Below are 24,059 nucleotides of genomic sequence, written 5' to 3' on the forward strand. Positions count from 1 at the left end.
CACTGTGGGACGTTTCGGGGGATATAAAATACTGCTAGCTTTAGCAAGCTTCGCATTCGGTGCGACAGCATGGGCCGATTGCACAAGCCCCGCGGCTACTATTGCCAAAATTAATTACAACACCACCAAAAACACTTTTGAATACTGTGACGGCACCAGCTGGATTGATATGAAAAAGGGCGGAAGCCCGAGTGTTGTAGCCTCTATAACCGATACAACTCCGCGAATTAGCAACCCCACAGGTGTCGCGGTTTACGGAAACTATGCCTATGTCGCAAATCCGGGGGCGGATTCCATCGCCGTTATGGATATCACCAATGTCAACTCCCCTTCTATCCTTACTCATTTAGTAAATTCCACGCTTTTATCCAACCCTACAGATATTTTTATTTCTGGCACCTACTTGTATGTCATCAATAACAGCACTCTCGTCGTCATTGATATCTCGTCCCCGGCTACGCCCACAATTGTTGGCTCTATAACTGATGCCACGAACCTACCTGCAGCCCAAGAGATCTTCGTCCTTTCCGGCTATGCGTATATCACCATTACCAATGGCATTGCAGTCTTCAATGTCTCTACTCCGAGCAGCCCCACTTACACCGGGAAGCTCGTGAACTCGACGTACTTCAATGGTGCCAAAGGCGTGTACGTCGTCGGAAACTACGCTTATGTGGCCGCCGTCTACTCAGATCGGCTTACTGTCGTAAACGTCACCACAAAATCCGCACCAACTGTTCAAGGCAGCGTCCAGTCCACCTCTAATTATCTTAATGGCGCAGACGCAGTGGTTGTCTCTGGAAACTACGCCTACGTCGTCGCTTATGACGGAGACGACCTCGCCGTGATTGACATAAGCAATCCATCGAGTCCCACCATTGCCGGCGGTATCCTGGAAAACGGCAACAATTACAACGGCTGGAATAGGCCAGTTGATATTTGTATTTCGGGCACTACAGTTTTTGTCGTCCAAAGCGGATCCGGTTATAACTATTTAACGTCGGTAGATATTTCCACGCCCACAGCGCCAGCACAAATGGCCTACATTTCATATGGTGATGTTACCGCGTCGTACTGCGCAGAGAGCGGCGGAAAACTTATAGTCAGCGCAATGAGTACTGGCCAACTATTCGTTTCAGATAGTTCCTCTAAAAAACAAGTGACCAATGTGGTCGCTTCGACCTTTACCGACCCGGGATCTGATAGAATGCTCTCAGCCGCCGTCTCAGGTAACTATTTATATGCAGTCGCAGAAAGTCAGATCTATAACTCACCTGGCTACCTCATGGTTTACAATATCACGACACCGGCAACTCCGACCTATCTTACCAAATTGTCCAATGCTGCTTTACTAAACTGCGACGGCATCGCGGTCTCGGGATCTAATGCTTTCGTTGTCTGTGACACGAAGCTGGTGGTTTTCAATATCACCACTCCTTCAGCCCCAACCCATGTCACTACTTTTACTGATGCCACGAACTTGGCTGATGCGAAGAAAATATTTATTTCGGGGAATTACGCCTATGTCACAACGGGATCCTCTGCAAGACTTACGATAATAAACATATCAACCCCAGGTTCACCGACGGTTACGGGCACTCTTCAAGACACGACGAATCTGAACAATACCTGCTCGACGCCTTCAGGCAACTATTGCGGCGGAATTGTGGTGTCGGGAAATTATGCCTATATTTCTGCATATGCGGTAAATCGACTTAGCATCGTCAATATCAGTAACCCCGCAGCCCCTACCCTGACTGGCAGCTTGCAAGACAATACCAATCTCCAGACAGCGACCGACGTAAAAGTCGTGGGCAACTATGCGTATGTAACAGCAAATACTCCTGGGCGCCTCAGCATTGTCAATGTAACGACTCCGGCCAGCCCAACGCTTGCAGGTTCTCTGAGCGGTCTCAGCTCCGCTGAAGCCGTAGTTGTCTCAGGAAGTTATGCCTTTGTTGCCAGAGGGTATAATCCTGGGGCCGTTACCTCCGTGAATATTTCAAATCCGGCAGCTCCAACACTGTCTGGAAATTCGGCTGGAAACAGTTATATCCCTATTAATATTGTCCTAGCTGGGTCTTATGTCTTCACTGTCGATTATACGTTTGTCAGCTCTTATAACATTTCAACGCCGACAACCCCAACCTTTTCAAGTAAAACATACTATGCCGGAGCCCTTGGCAACATGTATGGTATGGATCTCTCAAGCTCTGGCAACCATGCCTACTTAGTCGGTTATTATAATCCCATCAGTCAACGTTTCTTGACTATCATGGATATCACTAACAAAAACGCGCCGACAGTGGCTTCTACACTGACCGATAACACCAATATGAATTCGCCTAATCAAGTAGATGAATCTGGAGGGTACCTTTTTATTAGTGATAGTGGAGCAGATGCCCTCTTAATTTATAATGTGACAAACCCAGCTGCCCCCACTTATAGCGGTAAATACCAGAATACAACATATGCTGACGGGGCCAACGACGTAGTGGTCGTCGGAAATTACGCCTACGTCACCGCCTGTAGCGCCGACCGACTATCGATTATTGATATTACCAGTAAGACCGCCCCCACTTTGGCAGGCTCTGTTCAACACGCGACGAAGCTTGACTGTGCCAAATCCGTTTTCGTTTCAGGAAATTATGCCTACGTTGTTTCATCTACCGCAGACTCGCTCACGATTATAGATATCACGAATAAAGCTTCACCAACTATTGTCGGTGATATAACCAGTTCAACTTTATTGAATCAACCCAGCGCCATCGCCGTTGTCGGAAATTATGCCCATATTGCTGTCGTTAATGGCGGTTACGAGTACATAGCCACTATCAATGTCAGCAATCCGGCACTGCCAACTTATGTCGCTTCGGTACAAAATGACTATGCTTCAGGCGACCTCGATGTTGTAGATAGCAACTCCATGATTTTTCAGTCCGGTAATACCACAGTGCAATTCGACATTTCAAATCCGGCATCTGTAGTAGCTTCCCATAAGGTGAGTGCAGCAACCTATTGCGGAGCTACAAGTGGGTCCAGCATTGGCCAAGGAGCTATTACTGGCAACTATTACGTCGGTTACATGGATGGCGATCAAAAGCTTTGTATTTACAAAATGGCCGTCGGCCCCGGTGCGACAAGTGCAAAATCTTTTGCTGATGGTCTTCGTATCGGCGATGGTGGCGAAATTGAAATCAGTGGTAACTATGCATTTATCTCCAACGACACGAGATATATCTCGGCTATCAATATTTCAAATCCACTAGCACCGACATTAGCGGGAAGCTTGTACATTCCCGGTTTAATTGCGCCGCGCGGGCTGAAAATCATCGGAAATTATTTGTACGTCACTGCCAATGGTGACTCGGTGTTTGCCATTGTCGACATCTCGAACCCGGCATCTTTATCATTAGTTTCACTTACTGATCTCCTTTGGGGAGACTACACGGATATCTATGTGGATGCCGGATACGCTTACGTTCTATCACGATATATAGATGCCATTACCATCGTCGATGTATCAACTCCGAGCGCACCAACCCAAGTATCAATGACGTATTTCTCAGGTGTCGCTGACGGCCCGATGGATATTTTTGTATCAGGAAACTACGCATATGTTGCTAGTGATATGAACAACTCCCTCACAATCATAAATGTGAGCAACAAGGCATCACCCACGCAAGTATCAAATTTAGTAGACGCCACCAATCTTTCATTCGCGGCCTCGGTCACAGTCTCTGGCAACTATGCTTATGTCGGAGCTGGCACAAAAATGACTATTGTCAATGTCGCTACTCCAGCATCACCAAGTGTCGTCGGCTCTGTATCGTTAGGCTTCACCGTGAGTGAAGTCGATGTCTCTGGGACTACAGCCTATGTCTCAACCACTTTAGGAATGTATATAGTGGATGTCAGCAATCCGGCCGCACCGGCGATCATTGGCAGTACCGGTTTTATTTCAAAAGACGTGGCTAAATCGGGTTCGTATGCATTCTCGAAAGGCGCGAACGTCGTCCATGTCATCGAGAATGCACCTGAAATTAACGATGGTTCGTGCACCGTTGCCGGCCAAATGGACTACAACGCCACAAACAATGTTTTAAGATTCTGCAATGGTTCTTTATGGAAAGCGATGGGCACTGTGCCCGGCGCCGGAGGCTCTGGTTGTACCACGCCTACGGCTGCCAAGGGTGCATTAGACTTCTATTCGACGACCAACCGGTACCGCTATTGTGACGGCACCAACTGGATTACTGTGGATTAACTGGGTTTACCTTCAAGCCAACAGCTTCGACTTTCTTTTGATACTCTTCCAAAGTCGAATCCATAAACTTAGCAGAGAATAAGAACGCCGTAAAATAACGTACACTCACTGAGGTTTGGAACTTAAAAGGATCGGCTTGAAGCCCTTCGCGATAGACGAATTCGTGAATGTAAAGTGCCGCTTGTGTCTGTGGATCCAATTTATTGAAAATAGTCCGGTTGAAGTAGTACTTTTTTCCATCCGCATCTGGAGTGCGTAGCTGCCATACCACCTGCTCTAGGTTACAGTTCTGAGGAACCCAACGCACGCCCTCGTCACGAATATCGTAAAGAGGATAAAAAACATAACGAACTTCAGCGTACAAAGAATCGGCGAAGCGCTGATAAAGGTCGGCCCTGATGGGATCGTACTTTCTCAGGTTTTGAATAACTTCCTGAACAAGCTCAATCGGCTTATCCCAAGCGACAGAATAACGCGGTTCATATCCATAAAGACGTCTGCCTTCATAAAGGTCAAAAAGTTCATAGTTAATATTGCCACGGTTATTTGTGCAAGCAACTACGTCACCGCCGTTGCTTTTAGTATCTCCGTCAAATGCCATTGAAACGAAAGGAAATAACAGACTTACCAGGATCAAAACGAACTTCATAAAAGGCCCCCCTCTTGAATTTCAGTCACTGGAAATAATTGGACATTAAGATTATAAACTTCCGTCTGATGACCGCTTTCCAATAAGCGCATCATTTGCTGCTGAAATTCTACGATGAGTTTTTTGGCTTCGCTAAAATTACTGATATCTACCGCCATCGTCGCTGAAGAAAAGTCACGCACCTTTGGCGACACTTTTCCAAGAACATCCAATGCTTTCAAGATATCTTGGCGATGACACTCTTGTACTGCTTTACTAGGAATATCATAAGGCGTGCCGACGCTGTCGTTAGCGCGCTCAAGCCCCAATGGTCCCTGCTGAAGAAGGCCTAGACTCAACATACTTTGAACACAAACTCGAGCTCGCTCTACCGAGATGCCAAGACGCTGTGCGATCCACTCTTCCGAAGATTCAAAATCGATCGTATTCAGAAGGCTTAAGATCGCATAGTTTTCCCATGCAGAGATTTGACTGATTTCAGAGTCCGTCAAAACACGAGGCACGACACGTTTGCGAGAAGGCACAGAAACCAAAGACAGAAGCTTAATGCGGTCTTCTTTATTTAGGCGCAAACCTTTTGCGATTTTTTGAGCGTAGTTTTGACTCAACGGTCTTTTGCCGTTCGTAAGATCTGCCATGCGTCCGGCAGAAATACCCACCTTCATGCTAATGGAACGAAGACTCATGCGGCTGTTCCGACTTTGAATCTCGGCAATTTTATCTTTTAGAAATCTAACTAGTTCAGAGTTTTGGTCGTGCTCAGTCATGACCACACCTATTGACCAAAGCTTGACAAGTTTCAACGTAAAATTCCACGAAGGGTATAAACCCTATAAAATTTGTTCCAATTCACTAAGGTATGGAACGCAAATCTAAAGGTTTCTTCATGTTCTTAAAACAAAAAGCCAACCTCTCGGTTGGCTTTAGAGCTAATTCTAATAGGCGCAAGGCTTATTTAGCTTCGAGAGTACCCTGAAGCACAACGACACCACTCATATCTTTTACTCTAACAGGCGTGCCTGCGGCCAAATCTTTTGGGACCCCAGTTGGCCACGTAGCTTCGTCAAATTCAATTTCCTGAGCGGCAACTTCATCACCGACTAATTCCAAGGTCGTAACTAGAATTTCGGCGTTGTTGATTACAACGTAAATACTCAGCTTCGTGCCATCAGCAAAGCCTTCCGCTTCGGCTTTCAAACGGAGTCTATCTGCTTTCTTTCTATATTTGAGAGACACTTCTGGTTCAGAGATATCAACGTCGACTTCTTCTTCATCATCTGCTGGCTCTTCGACTTTTAGCTTTGCAATCAAGTCAATGCGGTCCGCTTTCTTAGCTAGCTTCTCCGCATCCTTTTCTGCTTTCTTGGCGGCCTTCTCCGCGTCCTTGGCAATTTTCTCTGCTTCTTTTGCAGGGTCCTGAACACCATTCTTACCATGAGACTCTTGTCCATTCATAAGAACCAAGGCAAAAACAAACGCAAAAATATAAGCTGATAAGCGCATCTTATTCCCCTTTTTAAATTTCTATTTGTATGAAGAGTAGTGCAAAGGCAGCGCCACATGGACCACTTGAGTTATTTAAGGTACTTAGACTGTCTAAAAAAAATTTGAAGCGTTCAGTCCATGAACACCTCAGGTGCATATTTGCTGTAAGCACTCGCAAACATTGCATAATTCGAATATCAAAATCCCTTTTCACCCGTCAATTAAATGATCACATATTTTTGAACTCAGGTTATTAATACATTGTTTATGAGTCCATAAATAGTCGATTTACATGTGTAATATCATTATGAAACGATCACTAAATTAGTGATTTATATATCAAAAAATCCTGAGGACAAAAACGCAAAAGCATTTCCATCATCTCGAGATAGAAATGCCAAACGACGATACGAATGTGATTGGAGTTTAATTAATAACCCAGAAGAGAGGACTTGTTGTCGCGATAACGATCACGAACTTTTTCCCAGTTCGATTTTCCGCCCTGAGAAGTGACTTCCTTCGGAGAGCCCGCTTGCCCCGCAAGGCCGTTGGCCGCAGGGTCTTTCGCGCCTCCAGGCAAGTACTGACGAAGGCTAGGATCGGCATAGTCGCCACCGCCCCAAGAGCCGCCGCCTCCACCACCACCCTCGCCACCGAGGATGTTTGTATTCAGTCCACTTTTGTTCGCAGCCTGGCCTTTATCAGGGGCGCCGCCAAAGCCGCCACCACTGCCGCCAAGGCCTCCGCCGCCGCCCATAGGGCCGCCTGGCGAAGAAGAGCCCCCGCCGCCGTCAGTGCCTTTGCTGGAAAGGTCCATACCACCGGCATCACCGCCAAGGTTCACCTTGTCGCCGCCCGCAGTTGGAATATAACCACTTGTGCTGGCGTCTCTCAAAGAATCGGCGCTTTTTGCAGCCAACGCATTATCAAGGCCGCCGTCACAGCCAGCAGTACGAGGAGCATCTTGGCAAATACATGTCATATTGTTTTGCTTGTTCGCCGGAATAGTACAATCAACAGGAGTTGCCGCTGTCGTCGCCGCAACGTCAGTTTCCTCTTCACACTTATTCGCTTCGCCCATCGACTTCACGATACCGATGATACCCAACGCAGATGTCGCTAGCTGAACCGCATAGCTTTCACAAGTCTTCAATTTCTGCGCGACGGCTTTAAAGTCACCTGTTGCGTTAAGCTCGCGATCAAAATAGTACTTCGAATAGCTATCAGAGTTTGCCTTCATCTCTTGTGCGCCGGTGTCGTACTTTGCAGCCATCTGAGGCTGAGGGGGCGTCATTGTTTTATACTTCGTCGAAACAGCATTTGCTTTTGTCACAAAGTTTGTTTCAAGAACCTTCATGTTTGCTTTTGCTGATTTAACGGCTCTTACGGCAGCACTACAAGATGCAGAACACATACCCTTCCAGGATCCGCACTGAGCTTGATAAAGCCCCAAGGCCGTGTTTCCTAAGCTCATAAGCTTTCCAAATTTATTGCAAGAATCCATCATCCCGCTCACACCCGCCATCAGCGTTTGAGTAACCATCACATATTTTTGTACATCGGGATTTCGGGCCTCGATACAAAATGTATTGGCACGATCTTCTTTGGTGCGACATGCCGCTTGGGCTTCAGAATAAGTAGCCAGGTCTTTTCGAACTTTCCCATAGTCTGCAGAGACATTGACCTCGTCATATTTAGCCATGGATGTTTCCATCGCCTTGAGACCCTCAACAGCTTCCGAGGGTTTATACCCTTCTGCTACCAACGGCGGAGCCATTGCAGCAACATCCGCAGGGTCTGCCTGGGTGCTTTTGTCGACGACAGGAACAGCACTATTGGCAATGGCATCAGACTCGAGGCCGATTACCGCGGTTACAAATAGAAATGAAGCAACTACTAACAAATTATGACGATTCACAGTTCATCCCCAGTAATTAAAGTATCGGACAATAGTCCAAGGGGCTGTAGTCAAAATAAATTTCCAGAATAGAAATTCTCAATCTGAGACACCGCCAAAAATAAAAAAGGCAGCCTTTGAGGGGCTGCCTTTTCTGCAGGATCGTTCCTTAATTATTTAGTGGTGACGGTAGTGGTTGTGATTGCTGTGGCCATGACCGTGTCCGTACCAGTTGTGGTGCTTGTAAGTCTTGTGTTTACGGCACTTACGGTGACCGTGGTGGTGACCGTTGCAACTTGGCTTAGTCTTCAGGCAATAAGCGATCACAACAGTTGCACCCGCTGGGATTTCGCTAGTGATGATAACCTTATTACCGATCAACTTGAATGGAACGCCTTCGCCATTTACAGTCACGATGATCTTCTTCGGATCGATGTTTTCGTGCATAAGAACGAATTCGTTTTGGATTTGTGTTTGGTCACCGCTCAACTCGAGGATGAACTCCAAACCTTCAGCGATGTTGTCGTTTGCGATATCAATCGCAACACCCGCATTCAAAGCGATAACATCTGTGTAACCGTAACCGATTTCTTCGCCCGCTGGAGCTGGAGCATCAGCATAGATGATTCCAGAAACCGCTACTGGCAAGTCGCCTTTTAAAAGTTCAAGACGATTCGTAAGACCCGCTGCCGTCAAACCTTCACAGTCACGGATACGAGCATCGATCTTAATAGGATTTGATTCAGCCGGCACTCCTGGCGGAACTACCGCACAGATGTCTCTTCTGTCACCGATGAAAACAACCGCCAAAGCGGCGTCTGTTCTGAAGAAGTCTTGGGCCTGAGCTTCAGCCAACAAAGCTGGTGTAGTAATAGCATGGAAGAGTGAGAACATACCTTCTTCTCCGCCACCAGCATCTGGATCTACAACCAAGTTCGTAAGTTTTGCAGTCAAGTAAGTTTGAAGATCTACATTTGATAATTCAGAAGCCTTCAATACGATAGGCTCTGCATCTGCTTGGTAAAGACGGCCAGAAAGTGCTGAAGTGCTTCCGTGTGAAAGCATCACACCGATGTTGAAGTCGGTATCTTCTGGAAGACTATTAACGAAGGTATTGATACCACTCACAACAGTCTGGATCTCATTAGAGATAACTTCTGAAGTTTGAACTACGAAGAGTACATCCACAGCGCTTGCAGGTTGATTTGGCTGCTCAAATGTTTCACTGAAACACTTCTCGCTGGTCTGTTTGCACTTATGTGGGTTTTTGTTTTTGCGCGCAGACTTCTTAGTCGTTTCAGAAACAGTCGCCGGATCAATTTCCGGGTTAATTTCTGAAGGTGATGAGTCTTCTGCGGTTTGGAAGTTAACATCAGATCCTGCGCTACCTTTAGCGCAACCAACGTTGAAACCAAGACCCAATACTACGATTAATCCATAACAAAGTTGTGATAAGCGGTTCATATACATTCGCCTCCTGCTTTCCCTTTCATCATTGCAACGGGGGTGCCAGAGACGATTGTGGCTTCTTCTCCACATTAAGTTCAGTTTTTTGTCTAAACAGAAGACACCTGAGGAGCCCAAATTGTCCTAACTGTCAAAAGGGACAATTTTGCGCTCCCACCTCTAGAAACGACAAAGTCCCCTCTATATTTTAGAGAGGACTTCGGCGTCTCAAATTGAGATAGTATTTTTAGTATTGATAGTCGACTTTGATCTCTGTGCCCACTGACGGAGGAGAGTCAAATACGACCTTATTACCAATCACCTTATATGTAATAGATTGGTTTGGCGTAAAGGTCACAGTCACTGAACCCGCGATAGGCGTATGAGCGAGTGCTACTGAGTTTGTCAGAGTTCTCACGCTCTCACCGATGCTTTTCAAAGTAACAGTATAGTCCGGAGCACAGATGCTAGTGCTTAAACCAGACGTCAGGTTCACTGTTTGGTTCACTAGATCACCGTAGAAGCTGAAGCCGTTGCTGCCTGCTCTCATTGTATCCAAGCAAGTTGCGTCGCCTGGTTGAACAATGATGCTATAAACTTTCAACTTCTTACCGCTTGGCCAGTTCGTACTGAACGCCTGAACTAACTCATTAGGTCTATTCGCATAAGTAGCGCCGCCTGTTTGTCTTTCGTCAGCGTCACTCAAGATTACGATTGCCAAGTCTGAGTTAGCACGGAAGAATCCGTTGTTATCAGTGTTGCGTTTATTCATTGCAGTCGTTGCAGACAACAATGGTTCACTCGCACCAGCTGGGCAGTCACCACGATCCAAGCAACCTGCAGTTTCAGGACGTTGAATCGAGTTACTAAATACCGTCTGATAATTTGGTACACTTGGAGTCAAAATCTTGCTGCTATAACCAGTCAAGTTCAACAATGAACCGCAGATACCAAATGGACCGGTACTGCAATCTGTTGTTGTGATACCGATTTGCCAATCGATATTCATCAACTCAGAAGCAAAGCCGTTGAACTTAGAAGCCAAAGACGTTTGCTTAGGATCCATAGATGCTGAGTTATCATCGATGAATAAGATATCGATCTTACCGAAAGACGCGTCACTGATGAAGGTCTCAGAGTTTCCATTTGAATCGCGCATATACTGAGCTGTTGCTGTACCTACGTTGCCAGCAGCATCTGTTTGCTGAACTTGAACGTTTTTAGCACCAAGGCCCGCACTGAAAGTGATAGTCGTGCTGAAGTTACCAGACGGGCACGAAGCCGAAGTGCTTGTGATATTACCTGTGATAACAACTGCCAGACCCGCTTCACAAGTTCCTGTCAAAGTTGCAGAAACTGGAACGCTAGAACCATTAGCAGGAGAAGTAATTGCCAAAGCTGGAGCTACTGTATCACGTTGGAAGCTTCTTGTTGCTGTACCGACGTTACCAACAGCATCTGTTTGAGAAGCCGTAACAACTTTAACGCCTTCACCACTAGAAACAGCCACCGTTGCAGAATAAGCACCTGCATTACAAGGTACACTTGTCGCAGTTGCAACACCAGCGCCACCTACAGTTACTTGCAGACCCGTTTCACAAGCACCTTGTACCGTGAAGTTCGCTGCCAAGTAGCTATTTGCTGCAGGAGCCGTGATAGTCACTACCGGAGCGATCAAATCACGTACGAAGTTTCTTGAACTAGATGCAGAGTTACCAACAGCGTCTGTTTGAGAAGCTGTTACAGTTTTTGTACCACTGCCATTGCTAAATGTAATATCCGCTGTGAAAGTGCCTGAAGCCGAGCAAGCCACTGTCATTGGCGCTGATAGGCCACCACCCGTTAAGCTAACATTTAAACCAGCTTCGCAAGCACCACCGATGGTCAAACCATTTTGAGCAGGTGTATCTGCAGCCGGAGAAGTAATAGCGATTGCTGGAGGAGTCGCATCACGATTGAAAGTACCTGTTACTTGGCTGTTGTTACCAGCAGCATCTGTTTCAGATACAAGAACCGTCTTAGCACCGTCACCGTTGCTAAAGCTTAAGTTTGCTGAATAAGTGCCATTTGCAGCACATGTTACTGAACTTGGAGCAGAAACGCCTGCACCAGAGATACTGACAGTCAAACCTGCTTCGCAAGTACCAACCAATGTAATACCGTTTTGAGCAGTTGTTCCGTTAGCTGGAGAAGTGATTGTCAAAACCGGAGCCGTAGTATCGCGCAAGAAGTTTCTTGAAGCTGTAGCTACGTTATTCGCAGAGTCTGTTTGTGTCGCAGTAACAGCTTTAGTGCCATCACCTGCAGAAACAGTCACGTTTGCAGAATAAGCGCCACTTGTACAAGCAGCTGTAACCGCAGAAGCAAGGCCCGCACCATTCAATGTCACTTGCAAACCAGTTTCACAAGCACCTTGAATAGTGAATGTCGCAGCTACGTAGGTATTTGCAGCTGGAGAAGTGATCGTCACAGCCGGAGCTGTAGAGTCACTGATGAAAGTCTCTGTGTCAGAACCTGTATTGCCGGCCAAATCCGTTTGTGAAGCTATGACTTGTTTGCTACCACTACCGGCACTAAAGGTAATTGCTGCGCTGAAAGTTCCATTAGAGCACGTTGTATTTACTGTTGAAGCTACACCTGTGCCCGTAAGTCTAACACCCAAACCTGTTTCGCAAGTACCACCGACAGTCAAACCAGTTTGACCCGTTGTATTTGCAGCTGGAGAAGTAATAGCAACAACCGGAGCTGTTGTATCTTTCAAGAAGTTACCAGTCACTGTGCTTGCGTTACCCGCAGAGTCTACCTCACGAGCTGTGATGTTTTTAGCACCATCACCAGCACTCAATGTAAGACCAGCACTAAAAGTACCACCTGCAGCACAAACTATTGAGCTTGAACTTGCAACATCACCTGTGAAAGTGATCGTAAGACCCGCTTCACAAGTACCAGTCAAAGTCATGCTTGCACCAACATAAGTGCCGTTAGCAGGAGAAGTAATTGTTAACAATGGGCCCAAGCTGTCACGCAAGAAAGTTCTTGAAGTAGAACCTGTATTGCCAGCAGCATCTGTTTGAGAAGCCGTTACAAGCTTCTGGCCATCTAAAGAGGATGCAGAAACAGTTGCAGAGAATGCGCCATTTGTACAAGAAGTCGAAGTCGGAGGCAAAACACCTGCGCCAGCGATTTGAACAGTCAAACCTGTTTCGCAAGTACCCACTAATTGGAAAGAAGTTCCAATATAGCTATTAGCTGCAGGGCTTGTGATTGCAATTGCTGGAGCAATTGTATCAACCATATAGCTTTGTTGTCTTTGACCGACGTTACCAGCTGCATCTGTTTGTGTCGCAATCAGAGTTTTTGCACCCTGACCGGCAGAGATAGCTGTCGTCAATGTCCATTGGCTAGAAGTACATGCAACTGAAGTTGCCGCACTCAACACTGTTCCTGACAATTGAACATTGATACCAGTTTCACAAGCACCAGTGAAAGTACTTGTTGGAGTCAAATACACATTTGCCAACGGAGAAGTGATAGTCACGTTTGGAGCGACTGTATCTTTAAGAAGATTTCTAGAATCAAAACCGATGTTACCAGCGTTATCTACTTGGAAAACTCTCGCTGTCACAGCGCCATCTGGACCTGGCAATGGAATAGAAGTCGTGAATGTACCATTGATACAAGCTGCTGCTGGAGCAGTCGTAGCACGAAGCTGGCCGATCTCTACAGGAAGTCCCGTTTCACAAACACCTGAAACAGTCAGACTAGATTGATTGGTTACTGCAGGGATTGTAGAAGTAATGCGAACATTAGGAGCTGACATATCAACATTGACTGTGCTTGAAGCGGCACCTTGGTTACCAGCGCGGTCTACCTGAGTCCCTACGATGTTTTTTGTACCATCGCCTGGGTTGGTTTGAACAGTCGCCGTGAAGGTTCCGTTGTTACAATCAGTCGTTACTGGATTCACTAAGCCAGGACCTGAAATAATCACTTGCAGGCCGCTTTCACAACGTCCTGTCACTTGAGTGCTTGTCGTATTTGAACTTTGAGAAGAGTTTCCATTTGTAATAGTCACATTTGGAGGAACTGTATCTTTCATGAAGCAAAGACGATCGACAACCAAACCACCATCTGTTGCAGTGTTTTGTTGAACCATCAAATCTTTTTGGCCATCGCCATCAGATAGTTGCATATCTAAAGAGAACATACCGTTTACGCAGTCTACTTTAGTAATGTTTCCAGAAGCTTCTTTGATTTCAACTTGAACACCGCTTACGCAGCTACCAGTTACTTTAACTGTATTGCGAACAACACTTTCAATAGTTGGATAAAGAATGACGGGACCGCTTGCGCCGTTTTTAACGGAGGAGCTTGGAGCTTCACAGGTAACAGGTTCAGCATTAAATGCCAAATTTGCATCGCTGCAAGCCGTCGTCATGAGTAAAGCAAGGCAATACAACGCCAAGCTTTGTGGTGTCTTAATTCGTAACATGGTCCCAACTCCAAGATTCATTAGGGCGCAAAAAATCCAATGAATATTTCGATTTCCCAGGTTGACCGGTTTAATTGCAAAGTTTGGACTCAACTTGAAAGTCCGCAAATGATCGAGATGTAGTGAGAAACACTTGGTATTCCCAATCTGATATTTTGAATTTTCTGTTTACTAATTTGAACTCACTAAAGTTTGGCCGATTTCTTAAATTTTAAAATTGCTGTGCAAACCGCTATTTAGCCCGTTGAGCAGCTTTTTTAAGCAGCGCCGCGGCCAAACCTCAAGAAAGCTCCTAAGTTTTCAGCAATTTTCATGGGTCTCTCAAGCCAATGTTCAAAAAAGTGTATAAGTTTTTCTTATACATCTCGAAAAATCATTCAATTAGCCTAGCCCCTACGATCTTGATATTTGTAGTTTCAAGAGCTGCTTCGAAGAATCGAAGCACCGAGAGAGGAAAGTTCTCCATCTTCGCCCCTAAGGGGGTTTGTCTATAAAATCTTGCGCAGGTCGCGCGTCCATAAATATCCCACCATAAAATCCTGCCACTGGAGAACTTCCTGCGCGGAAACTTACCAGGACCCTAATACCTATTTCTTCCTGTTTAATAGCACGAGCCCTTTTCCTAATTTCTAGATAATGTCAGCTCTTCCTACTCTGTTATCAGGACTCCCTTATAATGAAGTCTCAGAGGAGGTGCTTATGTTACTCACCCCTACCTTAAAACTTCTTTTTGCCCCTATAGATGATGATTCTCCTCGCATTCCGGGATTTGCGGGGTCTGGCCGCGGCGAGGCCGATGAGAACGCCGAGGATGAAAAAGAGATTCTGAGCGATCAGGATTTGACCGAGAAGATCGACTTTGCAAGCGATGACGAGAACATGGGAGCCCACTCCAATGCTTTGGATTCTTTAGAAGAAGAGCCTGAAGACTTTTTGGAAGGCGAAGTGGACGTTAAAGAGCAAATGGACCGTGCAGCTGATGCGATGGAGGCTTCTATCTTTGGCTATCAAAACCAAGGAACCGAAGACAGCCCTCGTACCGAACTCGGAGCTGCCTTTAAATACACCCCAGGCGGAATCGAAGAAGTCGAAATGAAAACCGATCAAGAGATGGCCCGTCACCGTCATCCGGTGAAACGCAAACATCCCGAAGGCGGCCCCAAAGAGAAGCGCTAATCCCCGCTAAGCAGCGAAGATTCCTAGTCTTCGCTGCAAACGATTCTCATCTATACCGTCCCCATTAAAATGCTGGGAACGACGACTCTCTTTACACCTATATCTTAATTACAAAGCGCCCACTTCCTTCAGCAAAAGCGAGGATTCCTTGCTATTTTACGCCAGTACGAAAAACAAACTAATGACTCCAAATGGAGTCTTTTATTTTCCTCGGAGGAATTCACATGAAAAAGATGCTTGTTATGATGGCATTGTTGGTTTCTAGCCAAGCTATGGCAGTAGGTTTGACTCTTTCTCCTGTTTACACAGTAGTTGGATTGGTACGCAGTGTTCTTATCACTGTTGTTTCTCCATTCGCTTCAACAACTCAAGCGATCAGCGGTCAAAATAAAGAACAACTTCGCGCTGTAAAAGACGATGCAATCGCTTTCATCGCTGAAGGTCAAAGATCAGAAATGTTGAACACAGCTATCATCGCTGTAAAAGAAAACGTTGCTGAATTGTCAAATGCGTCTGATATCGAAGTTGCTGCTGAAATCATCGCAGCTGCTCAGTAATTAGAACTTAGCTCTCGATTTTTAAAGACGGCCTTCTCACAAAGAAGGCCGTTTTCTTTTTGGCCGGGTTATTTAGCCCGCTTGGAAAGATCAATCAGATTCTTCGCAAGCTCATTGCGATTTTCCATAACGTGCTTCATTTCTTCGATCTCTTGCGGGAATTCATTGAAAGCCCAGGTCTTAATCCCGTCTGTCAATGTCTGCAGAGTATCGCTGATGTACTTCTTCTCGCCCTCGCTGAGCGGCTTGATCTCGGTCTTTAAAGGCACGCCATAGGCTTTTGCCGCACGATTCTCTGGCATGACGATCTCTGTGAGCTTCAACATCTTGATCGCGCCATCGGACATCTGCTTAGTTTTTCCCGATGTGTCCTTTTGAACCTTGGCAAAACGATCCGCGACGACCTTCCCGAACTGAGCTTCCGTCACGCGCTGAATATGCTCTTCCAGCTGCACTAGGTAAGCCGTCATACGTCTTTGGGTATCGCGATTGTATTTATCGCTCCAAAGCGCCTGAAACAAGGCTCTACGGTCTGTCGCACGCGAGTTAAATAAGTAATCGCGAGCATCTTTGTAAGATTTAAACTTCGCAGGCCCTTCAGCCTGAAGAGCGCCAAACGCCTTATAAAGCTTCTCGGTATGAGCCGGGAAGAAATAAGTTTGGTCTTTCGCGTTCTTCTTATTGTCTAGCAATTTTGGATTCACCATGCCGAGCTTAATGTAGTTACGATAAAGCTCTAATGGATCATCCGCTGTCATCATCTGATGTTGCAGATCCTTTTTAGACGCATAAGTTAAAGACACGGCCTCTGTCGCACAGTTGTTAGAGAGGAAATAGTAAGAACCGCGATAGCTCCAATACTGCTCAAGAATTCTTTGCACGAAAAGAGTTCGCTCTTCAGTCGTCATTTTCATTGGTAAGCTGATCACATTACGGAGCTCGCCCTTGGTGTACTCATCGACGGTGTCGTTCATCGTAAGGATGAACAAACGTGATGGATAATCCCCGTTGAGTCCTTTACGGCTGTCAATTTGCAGATCTGTCACCATTGCGCGATAGCTGACCACCACGTGATAAGCAACGTCCTGACGGCAAGAAGGCCCTTTCGGTTTTCCCGGAGCGCATAGAATCAAGCGGTACATCGCATGACCCCAACGACTCATGAAGGCCTCGCCCTCGCTCGCAAAAAGATAGTCAACTTCATAGACACGAGAAGGATCAATATCAACAGCGTAGTTAGTTTGAGGATCCATTTGTGCCGTAGAAAGATAAACATCCGTACTCGTTGTGCAAGGCACGTTTGCGTTCGGGGCAAAATCAAAATGTCTGCGAAGCTCATCGTACATCGTTGGACGGCGGCATTTAAAATCTGGATCCATTATGAAGTACTCAAAATTGACCGCGAAGCTCTCTAACGGATTCTTATACTCGTAAACATCTGGTGAACGGTCCAATGCCAAATTCAAATTTTTGCGTTTTTTTATAATCAGCCCTTTTTCAGTCCAACCTGCAGCATTCAGGTAGGTCATGCTGCCAGAGACACTCTTACGATTGCCAGCTTGGAAGCGGCACTTGATATCACGATCGCGCTCTTCTCTTTCCAAGGCTTCGCAGGCTTTTTTAACGTCGGCCTCTTCACCGACTTTGGTTTCCATAAAGTCATACAAGTGTGCAAGCTCATGCAAAACCACGGACTGAGCCATACGATAGGCGTCCTTGTGACCGCATGTAAATCTTTTAGGTGCTGCGGGTCCCGCATAGATATCTTTCAGAAAATTCTTATTCACGCTCAATCCTGAAATGGATTTGGCGTTTGTGAAAAGACCGTTTTCCACGTGTCCCAAAATCACCGTGTCTGCTTTTTGCTTGAGGTTTTCTACAGAAAGGTCGCACTGTGGATAAATCAGTTGGCTACCACCGGTATCTGCGAAATCGACAAAGATCCCACGCGCCAAAACCGATTTCATTTTTTCAGGGACTAACGCTTCCACAGAGTCCATGAAACGGATGATTTCTCTGTACTGTTCTTTGGTGTATTTCTTGGGATCCGAGAAGAGATGAAACTTATCAGCAGAAGTAACAGCTTTAGCTTGGAAACCTACAAAAAATAGAAGGAGCACTACGATGTTTTTCATGCTCCATAAATCGGCTTTTTATAGGCCCGACACAACTCGACCTCTGTCGGGTTTGAGGCCCCCAGGAACAGTCTCCGCTTCCTGGGAGCCTGATGGAACTATTTCTTTGGAGCCTGCGCCTGACAAGACTCTGGTGTCGGACGTACTTCCATGACTTCGTTGCTGTTAGTCTCTTCATAGAACACATTGATGTACGTTTTGCCTTCTTCGCGAAGCTCTGGGGTCCCATCACAAGTCTCATAAGAGTTTCCGTTGGGATCTTGGTGGGTGATTTTTTTGTCGCAATAGTAAAAACGATAACGAATCTCATTAACTCCAGGCCCGACTCGCATATTGCACCAACCATAAGAATAGTCGACGGTGAATTGCGTATATCCGACAATGCAACCCGCTTTGGTATTCAGAGTAAGATTATCGAAGTCCGAGTTAAAAAGATTCTCTTGCAAACGAGGCTGAATATTCACGTTTTGAACCGGAGCACGTGTCGCCTCGACTCGATCCGAAGTCACGGCGCCTTGGCAATCATATCGAATCACTCGCTGATTTACTCTCGACAAAGAAATGGTCGAGGCCTTTTCCGCAGTGTCAGCTTCTTTGTTCAAATTCTGTCCGCTACAAGCTGCTAGTGTTAAAAGTAAAAGTGGTAATAGTGTTTTCACGAAATCCTCACTTCATGTTGTTTATTCATCTGCACTGAGTTTCGGTGACGAAAACTTGAAAGTGAAGGCTGGCTGAAAAAACCACTTTTACTCTGTAAATAAATGGACGTCTCAAAATGAGAATATCCCCAGTACAACACCTACAAGTGTAAAGCAAAATACGGCTTTTCCATGGAAGCAATTTCACAAAGGCGTGATATCAGAGGATTTTCCATGGCATATGCGTTGCAACCTCTCTCTGAAAGTCGAGAGAACTCTTGAAGGAGCTTTCATGTTCAAAAAACTGGCCCTCTTTACGCTCATTGCCATGACCTCGTTCAGCTTTCGACCAAGCGTTGCGGCCGAAAAACCAGAGCAGATCGCGGCTAAAATCAGAATGAAAGCATTCTTGTGTTATTACTTCGATTGCCCGGAGTCCTTCATGGAGGGCACTGGTTTAAAATCCGTCGTGGATATGTACGGCAGCCAAAGAGCTCTCATGATAGTTCACAGATCGCAAAACGACGCCCGCTTTTTCGCGGATCGCACTTTGATGACAGAACCCGGAAAAGAAGCAACGGACCTCTACAAAAGAATCCTGATTAAACTTCAGCCTTCAGACCGCATTACCATGCAAAACTCTCAGCAAGGTGAAGTCTTGCTAAATACAAAGAACCTTCAAGTTCTTGATTTCAAAAATGGCGAAGGCCCCGGTGTCAAAATTAACGGGCGCCCTTTGATTTCAAGAGACCTCGAAGCCGCCCATTCTGCCACTCAAAATCTAATCTTTGACGGAGTGATCAAAGCCCCGATGAATGAATACAAGCTGGCAACCGACGCCCTTCTCATAAATCGGATCCTTGTTGATTTCCCAAAAGACCGCTAAGATTTTTTCTTTTTGATCTGCTTAGATGGCGTAAGTGCATGAAGATCTTGAAGCACCTTACGCCACAGTTCTCGCAAAGGCTCACGTAGACGTCCGTCTTTTAAACGCTCATGTTGAAATACCAAGATCGAAGTGCCGTTGGCGCGACCTACAATAAAAAGCAATACAGATGTTGTCTTTGCCCAATCCCCTTCTTGCCAAGAAAAACGAATGCGCTCTCCAGCTTTCATAGTGCGGATCTCGCCATAAACTCCGTCTTCTCTTTCAAAGAAGGTTTTTGTTTTCAGCTTAAAATCCGACATCGGCGCTAACCAAATGGCAAGTCCTTCAGGGGATGTCACAAGCTTCCACAGAGCTTTCTTGTCGATGTAGAAGGTCTTAGTACCTGTCACCGAGTATTCGCCTTTAGCATCACGTCCAGCGACCCGACGCCCAAAATGGACTTCGTATCCAGTCGCAACGATTTGCTGCCACCAGAGGCTTAATTTGTGCTTTTTAGAAAGAAAGGCGACGATCGCTTGGTGACTCCAAGTGTGAGCGCCGGCCTTTTCAAGAATCGGCACCCATTGAGCCCAGTGCTTGCCCGTATGTTTGAATACGGACTGAGTACTGACGTTACCGATTTTCTCAATGGGTGTTTTAGAGCTCATCCACCTAGGTTAGTTGGATGGCAATGTGATGACAATATTAAAACTTCCGCTAGCGTACTGACCCAAGTTCATTTCTTCACCATTTGGGTAGATCGCTTTTTTCGTGTACTTCAGGAACACAGTTACGATACCACGAGCTGACTTACCGCTTCTGCGACGGCTTTTGCCTTCGCTGCTCAATAGATCGCTCACTTTTACTGTGTAGTTTGCATGACCAGCTTTTGTAATGCTTGGTTCTGGATTTAGTTCTGTGTAGTTCTCAGAATATACAACCCATTTGTAAGACGTAGGAACGATACGAACAGTTCCTTGCTCTGTTTTTACTTTATCAGTCAAGAACTCCTGAATGTCGCTAGGAGCCCACTCATAACCGTTGGCACCTTTCGCACATTTGTAGAAGTTCGGGCCGAATGAAAAATCAAGGGCATCGGCGCTTTTGTTAGAAACTGACACGGCTGTGTCTTCAAGAATAAATCCCTCATTACCAACGTGTTCAGAGGAATTGCAGTATAGGACAGCTCCGTCCAAAGTTTTGAGAGTTTCAAATTGTGGATTCGCCAAACTCATCAATGGCGTAATTAGTAGCAATGCGGGCGCAAAGAAACGCATAGACTTCTCCTTTATGTTGTTATTTACGAGCCCGCAGAAAATAAATGATTTGCTATAGAGGAGCAAGGCCAATGAAAAAAATGCCTTGGAAATTTGAGTAATATTAGAGCGTCGCTTCAGAGTATTTGATAGCCGTTAAAACCGGTTTCTTATTTTCAAGCTCTAGCAAAATATATCCAGGGTGCTTGGATTTCTTCCCCAGAACGTCCATACAGTAATAGAACTGGGTTTTTAGCGTATTCCCGGGCTTTAAATCCCCTTTGGCACAAGCCCGAAGCGCAGAAAACTCATAACCCATAATTAGGAAACTGCCGAGCTTGACTCGTTCCATAGATTTAACTTTGGAACCAAAGACACCATCTAAGCATTCCCCAAAACGATCATCATCCTGCTGAGTCTTTTCGCAAGCCTTATAACGATCCCAAAGCTTTTGCGCCTCTTTAAGCTCGACAGCCTGGGAGCGCGGAAGCAGAACGAAACTTGCCAGAAGGAATGTGAAAATCAGTCTTAACATTACTGGGCCCCCACTGCCGGTCTTTGATTATTTCTGCGGTTTCGCTGTTGATTTGCTCGCATGATCTCTTCCGGTGGGAACATCAAATTAAATAAGTTTTCATCGCCTGAGAGCAAGGCACTGGCTCCATCTAATAGATCCCTGGTGGTTATATCCAGCATTTCTTCCACTTGCGAGGTTCCAGTTCCAAGGCATATTGGATGCAAAATCATCTTCGCCACTTCCGGAGGATACTTTGCTTTCAGCTTCGTACATATTGCTGCCGAGACCGGGCAAGACACTCTACGCGCATCCGTTACGCGTTTAATGGCTTGAAGAATCTCTTCTGATTTGTAGCTGTTGCAATTGATGGTTTCATCCATTGCCGGGCTTAGGTAGTTTTCAATTTCGAACTTACGCTGCAAGTAGTACTGGCCATGGCGACAAACAATCATAGGTGTCGGACCATTCAAAAGATCTCGCCAAAAGAAAAGACCGTGATAGTTAGCCGCCAAATCTGCGTAGGACTTTACTCCAAAGGACTTCAAGCCCCAAGGCCCCTGCTCTTGCTTCATTCCAAGTTCAAGCGCCTTTTTGATTTTAGCATCTGGAAGATTCGCATCTTTTTCCACAAGTCGCCAGTATAGGCTTCCTTGCGAGAACATATGATCTACCTTATCAATACCGACATAGTAGGTCTCACCGTCACTCTTTACTTTTGCAGAAGCCACAAAAGATTTTCGTTTGTAGACGCCGTCGCCTCGATAAGGGGTCTCTCCGACACTAATAGGCCCCGCATAGGGTACGCTCAAATTTAGATAGTGGTTCACAGCCGGAAAGTTTTGATCCAACTCTTCATCCAGTATTTCATTCAGCTTTTCTTTGTTGCAAGGAGCGCTTATTCCAGTTGTTGAACGCAAGTTCCTACGATTCGCTTCGAAAATCGCACGTTCTAAGACCGTGTTCACGACAAAGCTAATATCTTTATTTGCAACAACAGCCCCGCGGTCTAAACGCGCCGAAAAGTTGTCGGGCTCGCCCGCAAATACAGACCATGAAAATAGAAGTGTGAAAAATATCATCTCTGTATCTTAGGGCTTTTCTAGCGAGCCATAAATAGAGACTCCGAAATACTGGACTGAGGAGCCCATTCCCCCGGAACGTTCATGGATCAACGAGACAATCAAAATAAGACGGTGCCCCCTTTCGTCGGTATTTCGTCTTCTTAGACAGAAGACTTCTCTTGAATAAGTTAAAACACACAGGGATCGCGCATCCCCTTTGCAAAGTCTTAGGGTAGGAACACAAACAGCAATTTAATTGGGAGACACTTTTATGAAAACGATTCAACACGCGATCCTTGCGGGCCTGTTGACTTTCTCTGGCACCACAGGCCATGCCTGTATCTCAAAACTAGACTCATCAGAATGCCGCCAAATTCAGTGCTTGAGCTTCCCTGATGAGGTTAAGGTAGATGCAGCGATCTACCTTCAAGATAACTCCGTCGTATCTGAGGCTCTTAAAGCAGCTTTCAAACAAGTTCGCGAGACAGACAGTAGCTATGAGAAAAAAGACAATAACGAAATTGCGGCGGATATCATTACCAACTCAAAGGGAAGCACTCCCGGCTGGTAACTCAAGATTGCGGTCAATCTAAACTTCTAAATGGCCGCAAAGCCACGACTCAAGTTCGCCCAACCCTGCTTCCAAATCTTTATACTTTAATTTGGCAGCGCCTATGGATTTACGGATCGTATCTCCACTGTAGGCCTGTCCGCGCATTGAATTTGTGAGCTCTTCAATCAATTGTGGATACAGACAGTCTGTGAAAATCTGTAAGTCCGTAATACGAGCTTCTTCAACTTTGAAATGAAAATCAAAAAAACCCAAAGAAAGATACTCATCCATCTTGTGAGTGAACTCCAAAGTATTGCCATAGAGCCAATTCCAAGAACTCAGAAGGTCGTATTGCTCTTTAAGTTCAGGAATCTTTGGAAGACTCTCTAAATCCAAAGAAATGATCTCGGCTTTAGCATCATAGAATTTTTCAAAGGACCATATCAACGCTTCAGAAATTTTTGAGTGCTCAACATGAGCAGCGACTTCCGTTAAGTTTGCAACACGTGCGCGTACGGATTCTTTACCCTTTGCCTGAAGCTTTTTTGGGTTCGGAGTGAGGTACTGACCTAAGCGAGTTAGATCAGCATGCAAAAGCAAAGTGCCATGATGAAAAGCTCGGTCCTTTTTTTCGCGATAAGCACTGCCGCTGAATTTTCGTGGTCCATCGTGGAAAGGAATCAGAAGATCGTTACGGCCTGAAGCCTCGCCCTGAATACCGAATTGTTTCAATGCTTGAAAAATGACTTCGACATTGTTTTCACGTTTGTAAGCTTCGCGTGGAGAAAGAAACGTAAAGTTGGTATTGCCTAGATCGTGAAAGACAGCTCCGCCACCCGTTGTTCTTCGTGCCAGGTGAACATTGTCGGTTTTCATCTTTGCAAGATTGCATTCAGACCAAGGGTTTTGGTTTCTTCCGATGACGACAGTCTCTTCGTTACGCCACAAAAACAAAATCTGCTGAGACGGATCCAAGTTGTGAAAGATCCACTCTTCGGTGGCAAGATTGAGATGAGGATTCAAACTATCTGAGAGAAAAACCTTCAGCTTCTTCATGGCCGG

Annotated in this window: 18 protein-coding genes; 5 read left to right on the forward strand and 13 right to left on the reverse strand. The window is 45.8% G+C overall.

What is annotated here, in order from left to right:
- Window positions 1–4 precede the first annotated feature (4 nt).
- Window positions 5–4,267, forward strand: coding sequence for an LVIVD repeat-containing protein (locus tag ACLWBB_RS17405; RefSeq protein ID WP_413288833.1), 4,263 nt, complete (start codon window positions 5–7; stop codon window positions 4,265–4,267).
- Here the strand turns inward: ACLWBB_RS17405 and ACLWBB_RS17410 are convergent.
- From ACLWBB_RS17410 to ACLWBB_RS17435, 6 genes are all read right to left on the reverse strand, one after another.
- Window positions 4,254–4,916, reverse strand: coding sequence for a hypothetical protein (locus tag ACLWBB_RS17410; protein ID WP_413288834.1), 663 nt, complete (start codon window positions 4,914–4,916; stop codon window positions 4,254–4,256). The genes ACLWBB_RS17405 and ACLWBB_RS17410 overlap by 14 nt on opposite strands.
- Complete coding sequence (locus ACLWBB_RS17415) at window positions 4,913–5,683, reverse strand: DUF4423 domain-containing protein (RefSeq protein WP_413288835.1); 771 nt, start codon at window positions 5,681–5,683, stop codon at window positions 4,913–4,915. Before ACLWBB_RS17415 ends, ACLWBB_RS17410 begins: the two co-directional genes overlap by 4 nt.
- A gap of 184 nt (window positions 5,684–5,867) precedes the next feature.
- Window positions 5,868–6,419, reverse strand: a complete 552-nt coding sequence (locus ACLWBB_RS17420; protein ID WP_413288836.1) for a hypothetical protein — start codon at window positions 6,417–6,419, stop codon at window positions 5,868–5,870.
- 412 nt (window positions 6,420–6,831) lie between these two features.
- A complete protein-coding gene (locus ACLWBB_RS17425) occupies window positions 6,832–8,319 on the reverse strand; it encodes a hypothetical protein (RefSeq protein ID WP_413288837.1) in 1,488 nt (495 codons plus the stop codon).
- A gap of 156 nt (window positions 8,320–8,475) precedes the next feature.
- Window positions 8,476–9,762, reverse strand: coding sequence for a hypothetical protein (locus ACLWBB_RS17430; protein WP_413288838.1), 1,287 nt, complete (start codon window positions 9,760–9,762; stop codon window positions 8,476–8,478).
- Between the two features lie 229 nt (window positions 9,763–9,991).
- The gene (locus ACLWBB_RS17435) at window positions 9,992–14,236 is read right to left on the reverse strand and encodes a beta strand repeat-containing protein (protein WP_413288839.1); all 4,245 of its coding nucleotides are present in this window, start codon (window positions 14,234–14,236) and stop codon (window positions 9,992–9,994) included.
- Between the two features lie 699 nt (window positions 14,237–14,935).
- Between ACLWBB_RS17435 and ACLWBB_RS17440 the strand changes: the two genes are divergently transcribed.
- Together ACLWBB_RS17440 and ACLWBB_RS17445 are read left to right on the forward strand one after the other, a co-directional pair.
- Entirely contained in the window at window positions 14,936–15,412 is a 477-nt protein-coding gene (locus tag ACLWBB_RS17440; protein ID WP_413288840.1) for a hypothetical protein, read from the forward strand.
- A 224-nt stretch (window positions 15,413–15,636) separates the two neighbouring features.
- Window positions 15,637–15,969: a hypothetical protein gene (locus tag ACLWBB_RS17445; RefSeq protein WP_413288841.1), complete on the forward strand. Its 333-nt coding sequence runs from the start codon at window positions 15,637–15,639 to the stop codon at window positions 15,967–15,969.
- A 68-nt stretch (window positions 15,970–16,037) separates the two neighbouring features.
- Here the strand turns inward: ACLWBB_RS17445 and ACLWBB_RS17450 are convergent, their stop codons facing one another.
- Both ACLWBB_RS17450 and ACLWBB_RS17455 read right to left on the reverse strand, forming a co-directional pair.
- Complete coding sequence (locus tag ACLWBB_RS17450) at window positions 16,038–18,104, reverse strand: DUF4105 domain-containing protein (protein WP_413288842.1); 2,067 nt, start codon at window positions 18,102–18,104, stop codon at window positions 16,038–16,040.
- 98 nt (window positions 18,105–18,202) lie between these two features.
- Window positions 18,203–18,763 (reverse strand): hypothetical protein, encoded by a 561-nt coding sequence (locus ACLWBB_RS17455; protein ID WP_413288843.1) that lies wholly within the window; start codon window positions 18,761–18,763, stop codon window positions 18,203–18,205.
- 271 nt (window positions 18,764–19,034) lie between these two features.
- Between ACLWBB_RS17455 and ACLWBB_RS17460 the strand changes: the two genes are divergently transcribed.
- Window positions 19,035–19,628: a hypothetical protein gene (locus tag ACLWBB_RS17460; protein WP_413288844.1), complete on the forward strand. Its 594-nt coding sequence runs from the start codon at window positions 19,035–19,037 to the stop codon at window positions 19,626–19,628.
- Here ACLWBB_RS17460 and ACLWBB_RS17465 read toward each other — a convergent pair.
- The 4 genes from ACLWBB_RS17465 to ACLWBB_RS17480 form a co-directional block, all read right to left on the reverse strand.
- A complete protein-coding gene (locus ACLWBB_RS17465) occupies window positions 19,625–20,278 on the reverse strand; it encodes an SRPBCC family protein (RefSeq protein ID WP_413288845.1) in 654 nt (217 codons plus the stop codon). The genes ACLWBB_RS17460 and ACLWBB_RS17465 overlap by 4 nt on opposite strands.
- 9 nt (window positions 20,279–20,287) lie before the next feature.
- Window positions 20,288–20,887, reverse strand: coding sequence for a hypothetical protein (locus ACLWBB_RS17470; RefSeq protein ID WP_413288846.1), 600 nt, complete (start codon window positions 20,885–20,887; stop codon window positions 20,288–20,290).
- Between the two features lie 103 nt (window positions 20,888–20,990).
- Window positions 20,991–21,401 carry a hypothetical protein gene (locus ACLWBB_RS17475; protein ID WP_413288847.1) on the reverse strand — a complete coding sequence of 137 codons (411 nt, stop codon included), beginning with the start codon at window positions 21,399–21,401 and terminating at the stop codon, window positions 20,991–20,993.
- On the reverse strand, window positions 21,401–22,462 hold the full coding sequence (locus tag ACLWBB_RS17480; RefSeq protein ID WP_413288848.1) for a hypothetical protein: 1,062 nt from the start codon (window positions 22,460–22,462) through the stop codon (window positions 21,401–21,403). The genes ACLWBB_RS17475 and ACLWBB_RS17480 overlap by 1 nt, the downstream gene beginning before the upstream one ends.
- Window positions 22,463–22,715: 253 nt before the next feature.
- On the opposite strand from ACLWBB_RS17480, the gene ACLWBB_RS17485 reads away from it, so the two are divergent.
- A complete protein-coding gene (locus ACLWBB_RS17485; RefSeq protein WP_413288849.1) occupies window positions 22,716–23,015 on the forward strand; it encodes a hypothetical protein in 300 nt (99 codons plus the stop codon).
- An 18-nt stretch (window positions 23,016–23,033) separates the two neighbouring features.
- Here the strand turns inward: ACLWBB_RS17485 and ACLWBB_RS17490 are convergent, their stop codons facing one another.
- A complete protein-coding gene (locus ACLWBB_RS17490; RefSeq protein WP_413288850.1) occupies window positions 23,034–24,053 on the reverse strand; it encodes a lipoate--protein ligase in 1,020 nt (339 codons plus the stop codon).
- Window positions 24,054–24,059: the final 6 nt, after the last annotated feature.

The organism is Bdellovibrio sp. HCB337, from assembly GCF_047302465.1.
GTDB lineage: Bacteria > Bdellovibrionota > Bdellovibrionia > Bdellovibrionales > Bdellovibrionaceae > JACMRP01.

What these genes read in the sequence shown, in the direction of transcription:
- ACLWBB_RS17410 (WP_413288834.1), bottom strand. Translation starts at nt 4,916, where the DNA reads ATGAAGTTCGTTTTGATCCTGGTAAGTCTGTTATTTCCTTTCGTTTCA.
- ACLWBB_RS17415 (WP_413288835.1), bottom strand. Translation starts at nt 5,683, where the DNA reads ATGACTGAGCACGACCAAAACTCTGAACTAGTTAGATTTCTAAAAGAT.
- ACLWBB_RS17420 (WP_413288836.1), bottom strand. Translation starts at nt 6,419, where the DNA reads ATGCGCTTATCAGCTTATATTTTTGCGTTTGTTTTTGCCTTGGTTCTT.
- ACLWBB_RS17430 (WP_413288838.1), bottom strand. Translation starts at nt 9,762, where the DNA reads ATGAACCGCTTATCACAACTTTGTTATGGATTAATCGTAGTATTGGGT.
- ACLWBB_RS17435 (WP_413288839.1), bottom strand. Translation starts at nt 14,236, where the DNA reads ATGTTACGAATTAAGACACCACAAAGCTTGGCGTTGTATTGCCTTGCT.
- ACLWBB_RS17440 (WP_413288840.1), top strand. Translation starts at nt 14,936, where the DNA reads ATGTTACTCACCCCTACCTTAAAACTTCTTTTTGCCCCTATAGATGAT.
- ACLWBB_RS17445 (WP_413288841.1), top strand. Translation starts at nt 15,637, where the DNA reads ATGAAAAAGATGCTTGTTATGATGGCATTGTTGGTTTCTAGCCAAGCT.
- ACLWBB_RS17450 (WP_413288842.1), bottom strand. Translation starts at nt 18,104, where the DNA reads ATGAAAAACATCGTAGTGCTCCTTCTATTTTTTGTAGGTTTCCAAGCT.
- ACLWBB_RS17460 (WP_413288844.1), top strand. Translation starts at nt 19,035, where the DNA reads ATGTTCAAAAAACTGGCCCTCTTTACGCTCATTGCCATGACCTCGTTC.
- ACLWBB_RS17465 (WP_413288845.1), bottom strand. Translation starts at nt 20,278, where the DNA reads ATGAGCTCTAAAACACCCATTGAGAAAATCGGTAACGTCAGTACTCAG.
- ACLWBB_RS17470 (WP_413288846.1), bottom strand. Translation starts at nt 20,887, where the DNA reads ATGCGTTTCTTTGCGCCCGCATTGCTACTAATTACGCCATTGATGAGT.
- ACLWBB_RS17475 (WP_413288847.1), bottom strand. Translation starts at nt 21,401, where the DNA reads ATGTTAAGACTGATTTTCACATTCCTTCTGGCAAGTTTCGTTCTGCTT.
- ACLWBB_RS17480 (WP_413288848.1), bottom strand. Translation starts at nt 22,462, where the DNA reads ATGATATTTTTCACACTTCTATTTTCATGGTCTGTATTTGCGGGCGAG.
- ACLWBB_RS17485 (WP_413288849.1), top strand. Translation starts at nt 22,716, where the DNA reads ATGAAAACGATTCAACACGCGATCCTTGCGGGCCTGTTGACTTTCTCT.
- ACLWBB_RS17490 (WP_413288850.1), bottom strand. Translation starts at nt 24,053, where the DNA reads ATGAAGAAGCTGAAGGTTTTTCTCTCAGATAGTTTGAATCCTCATCTC.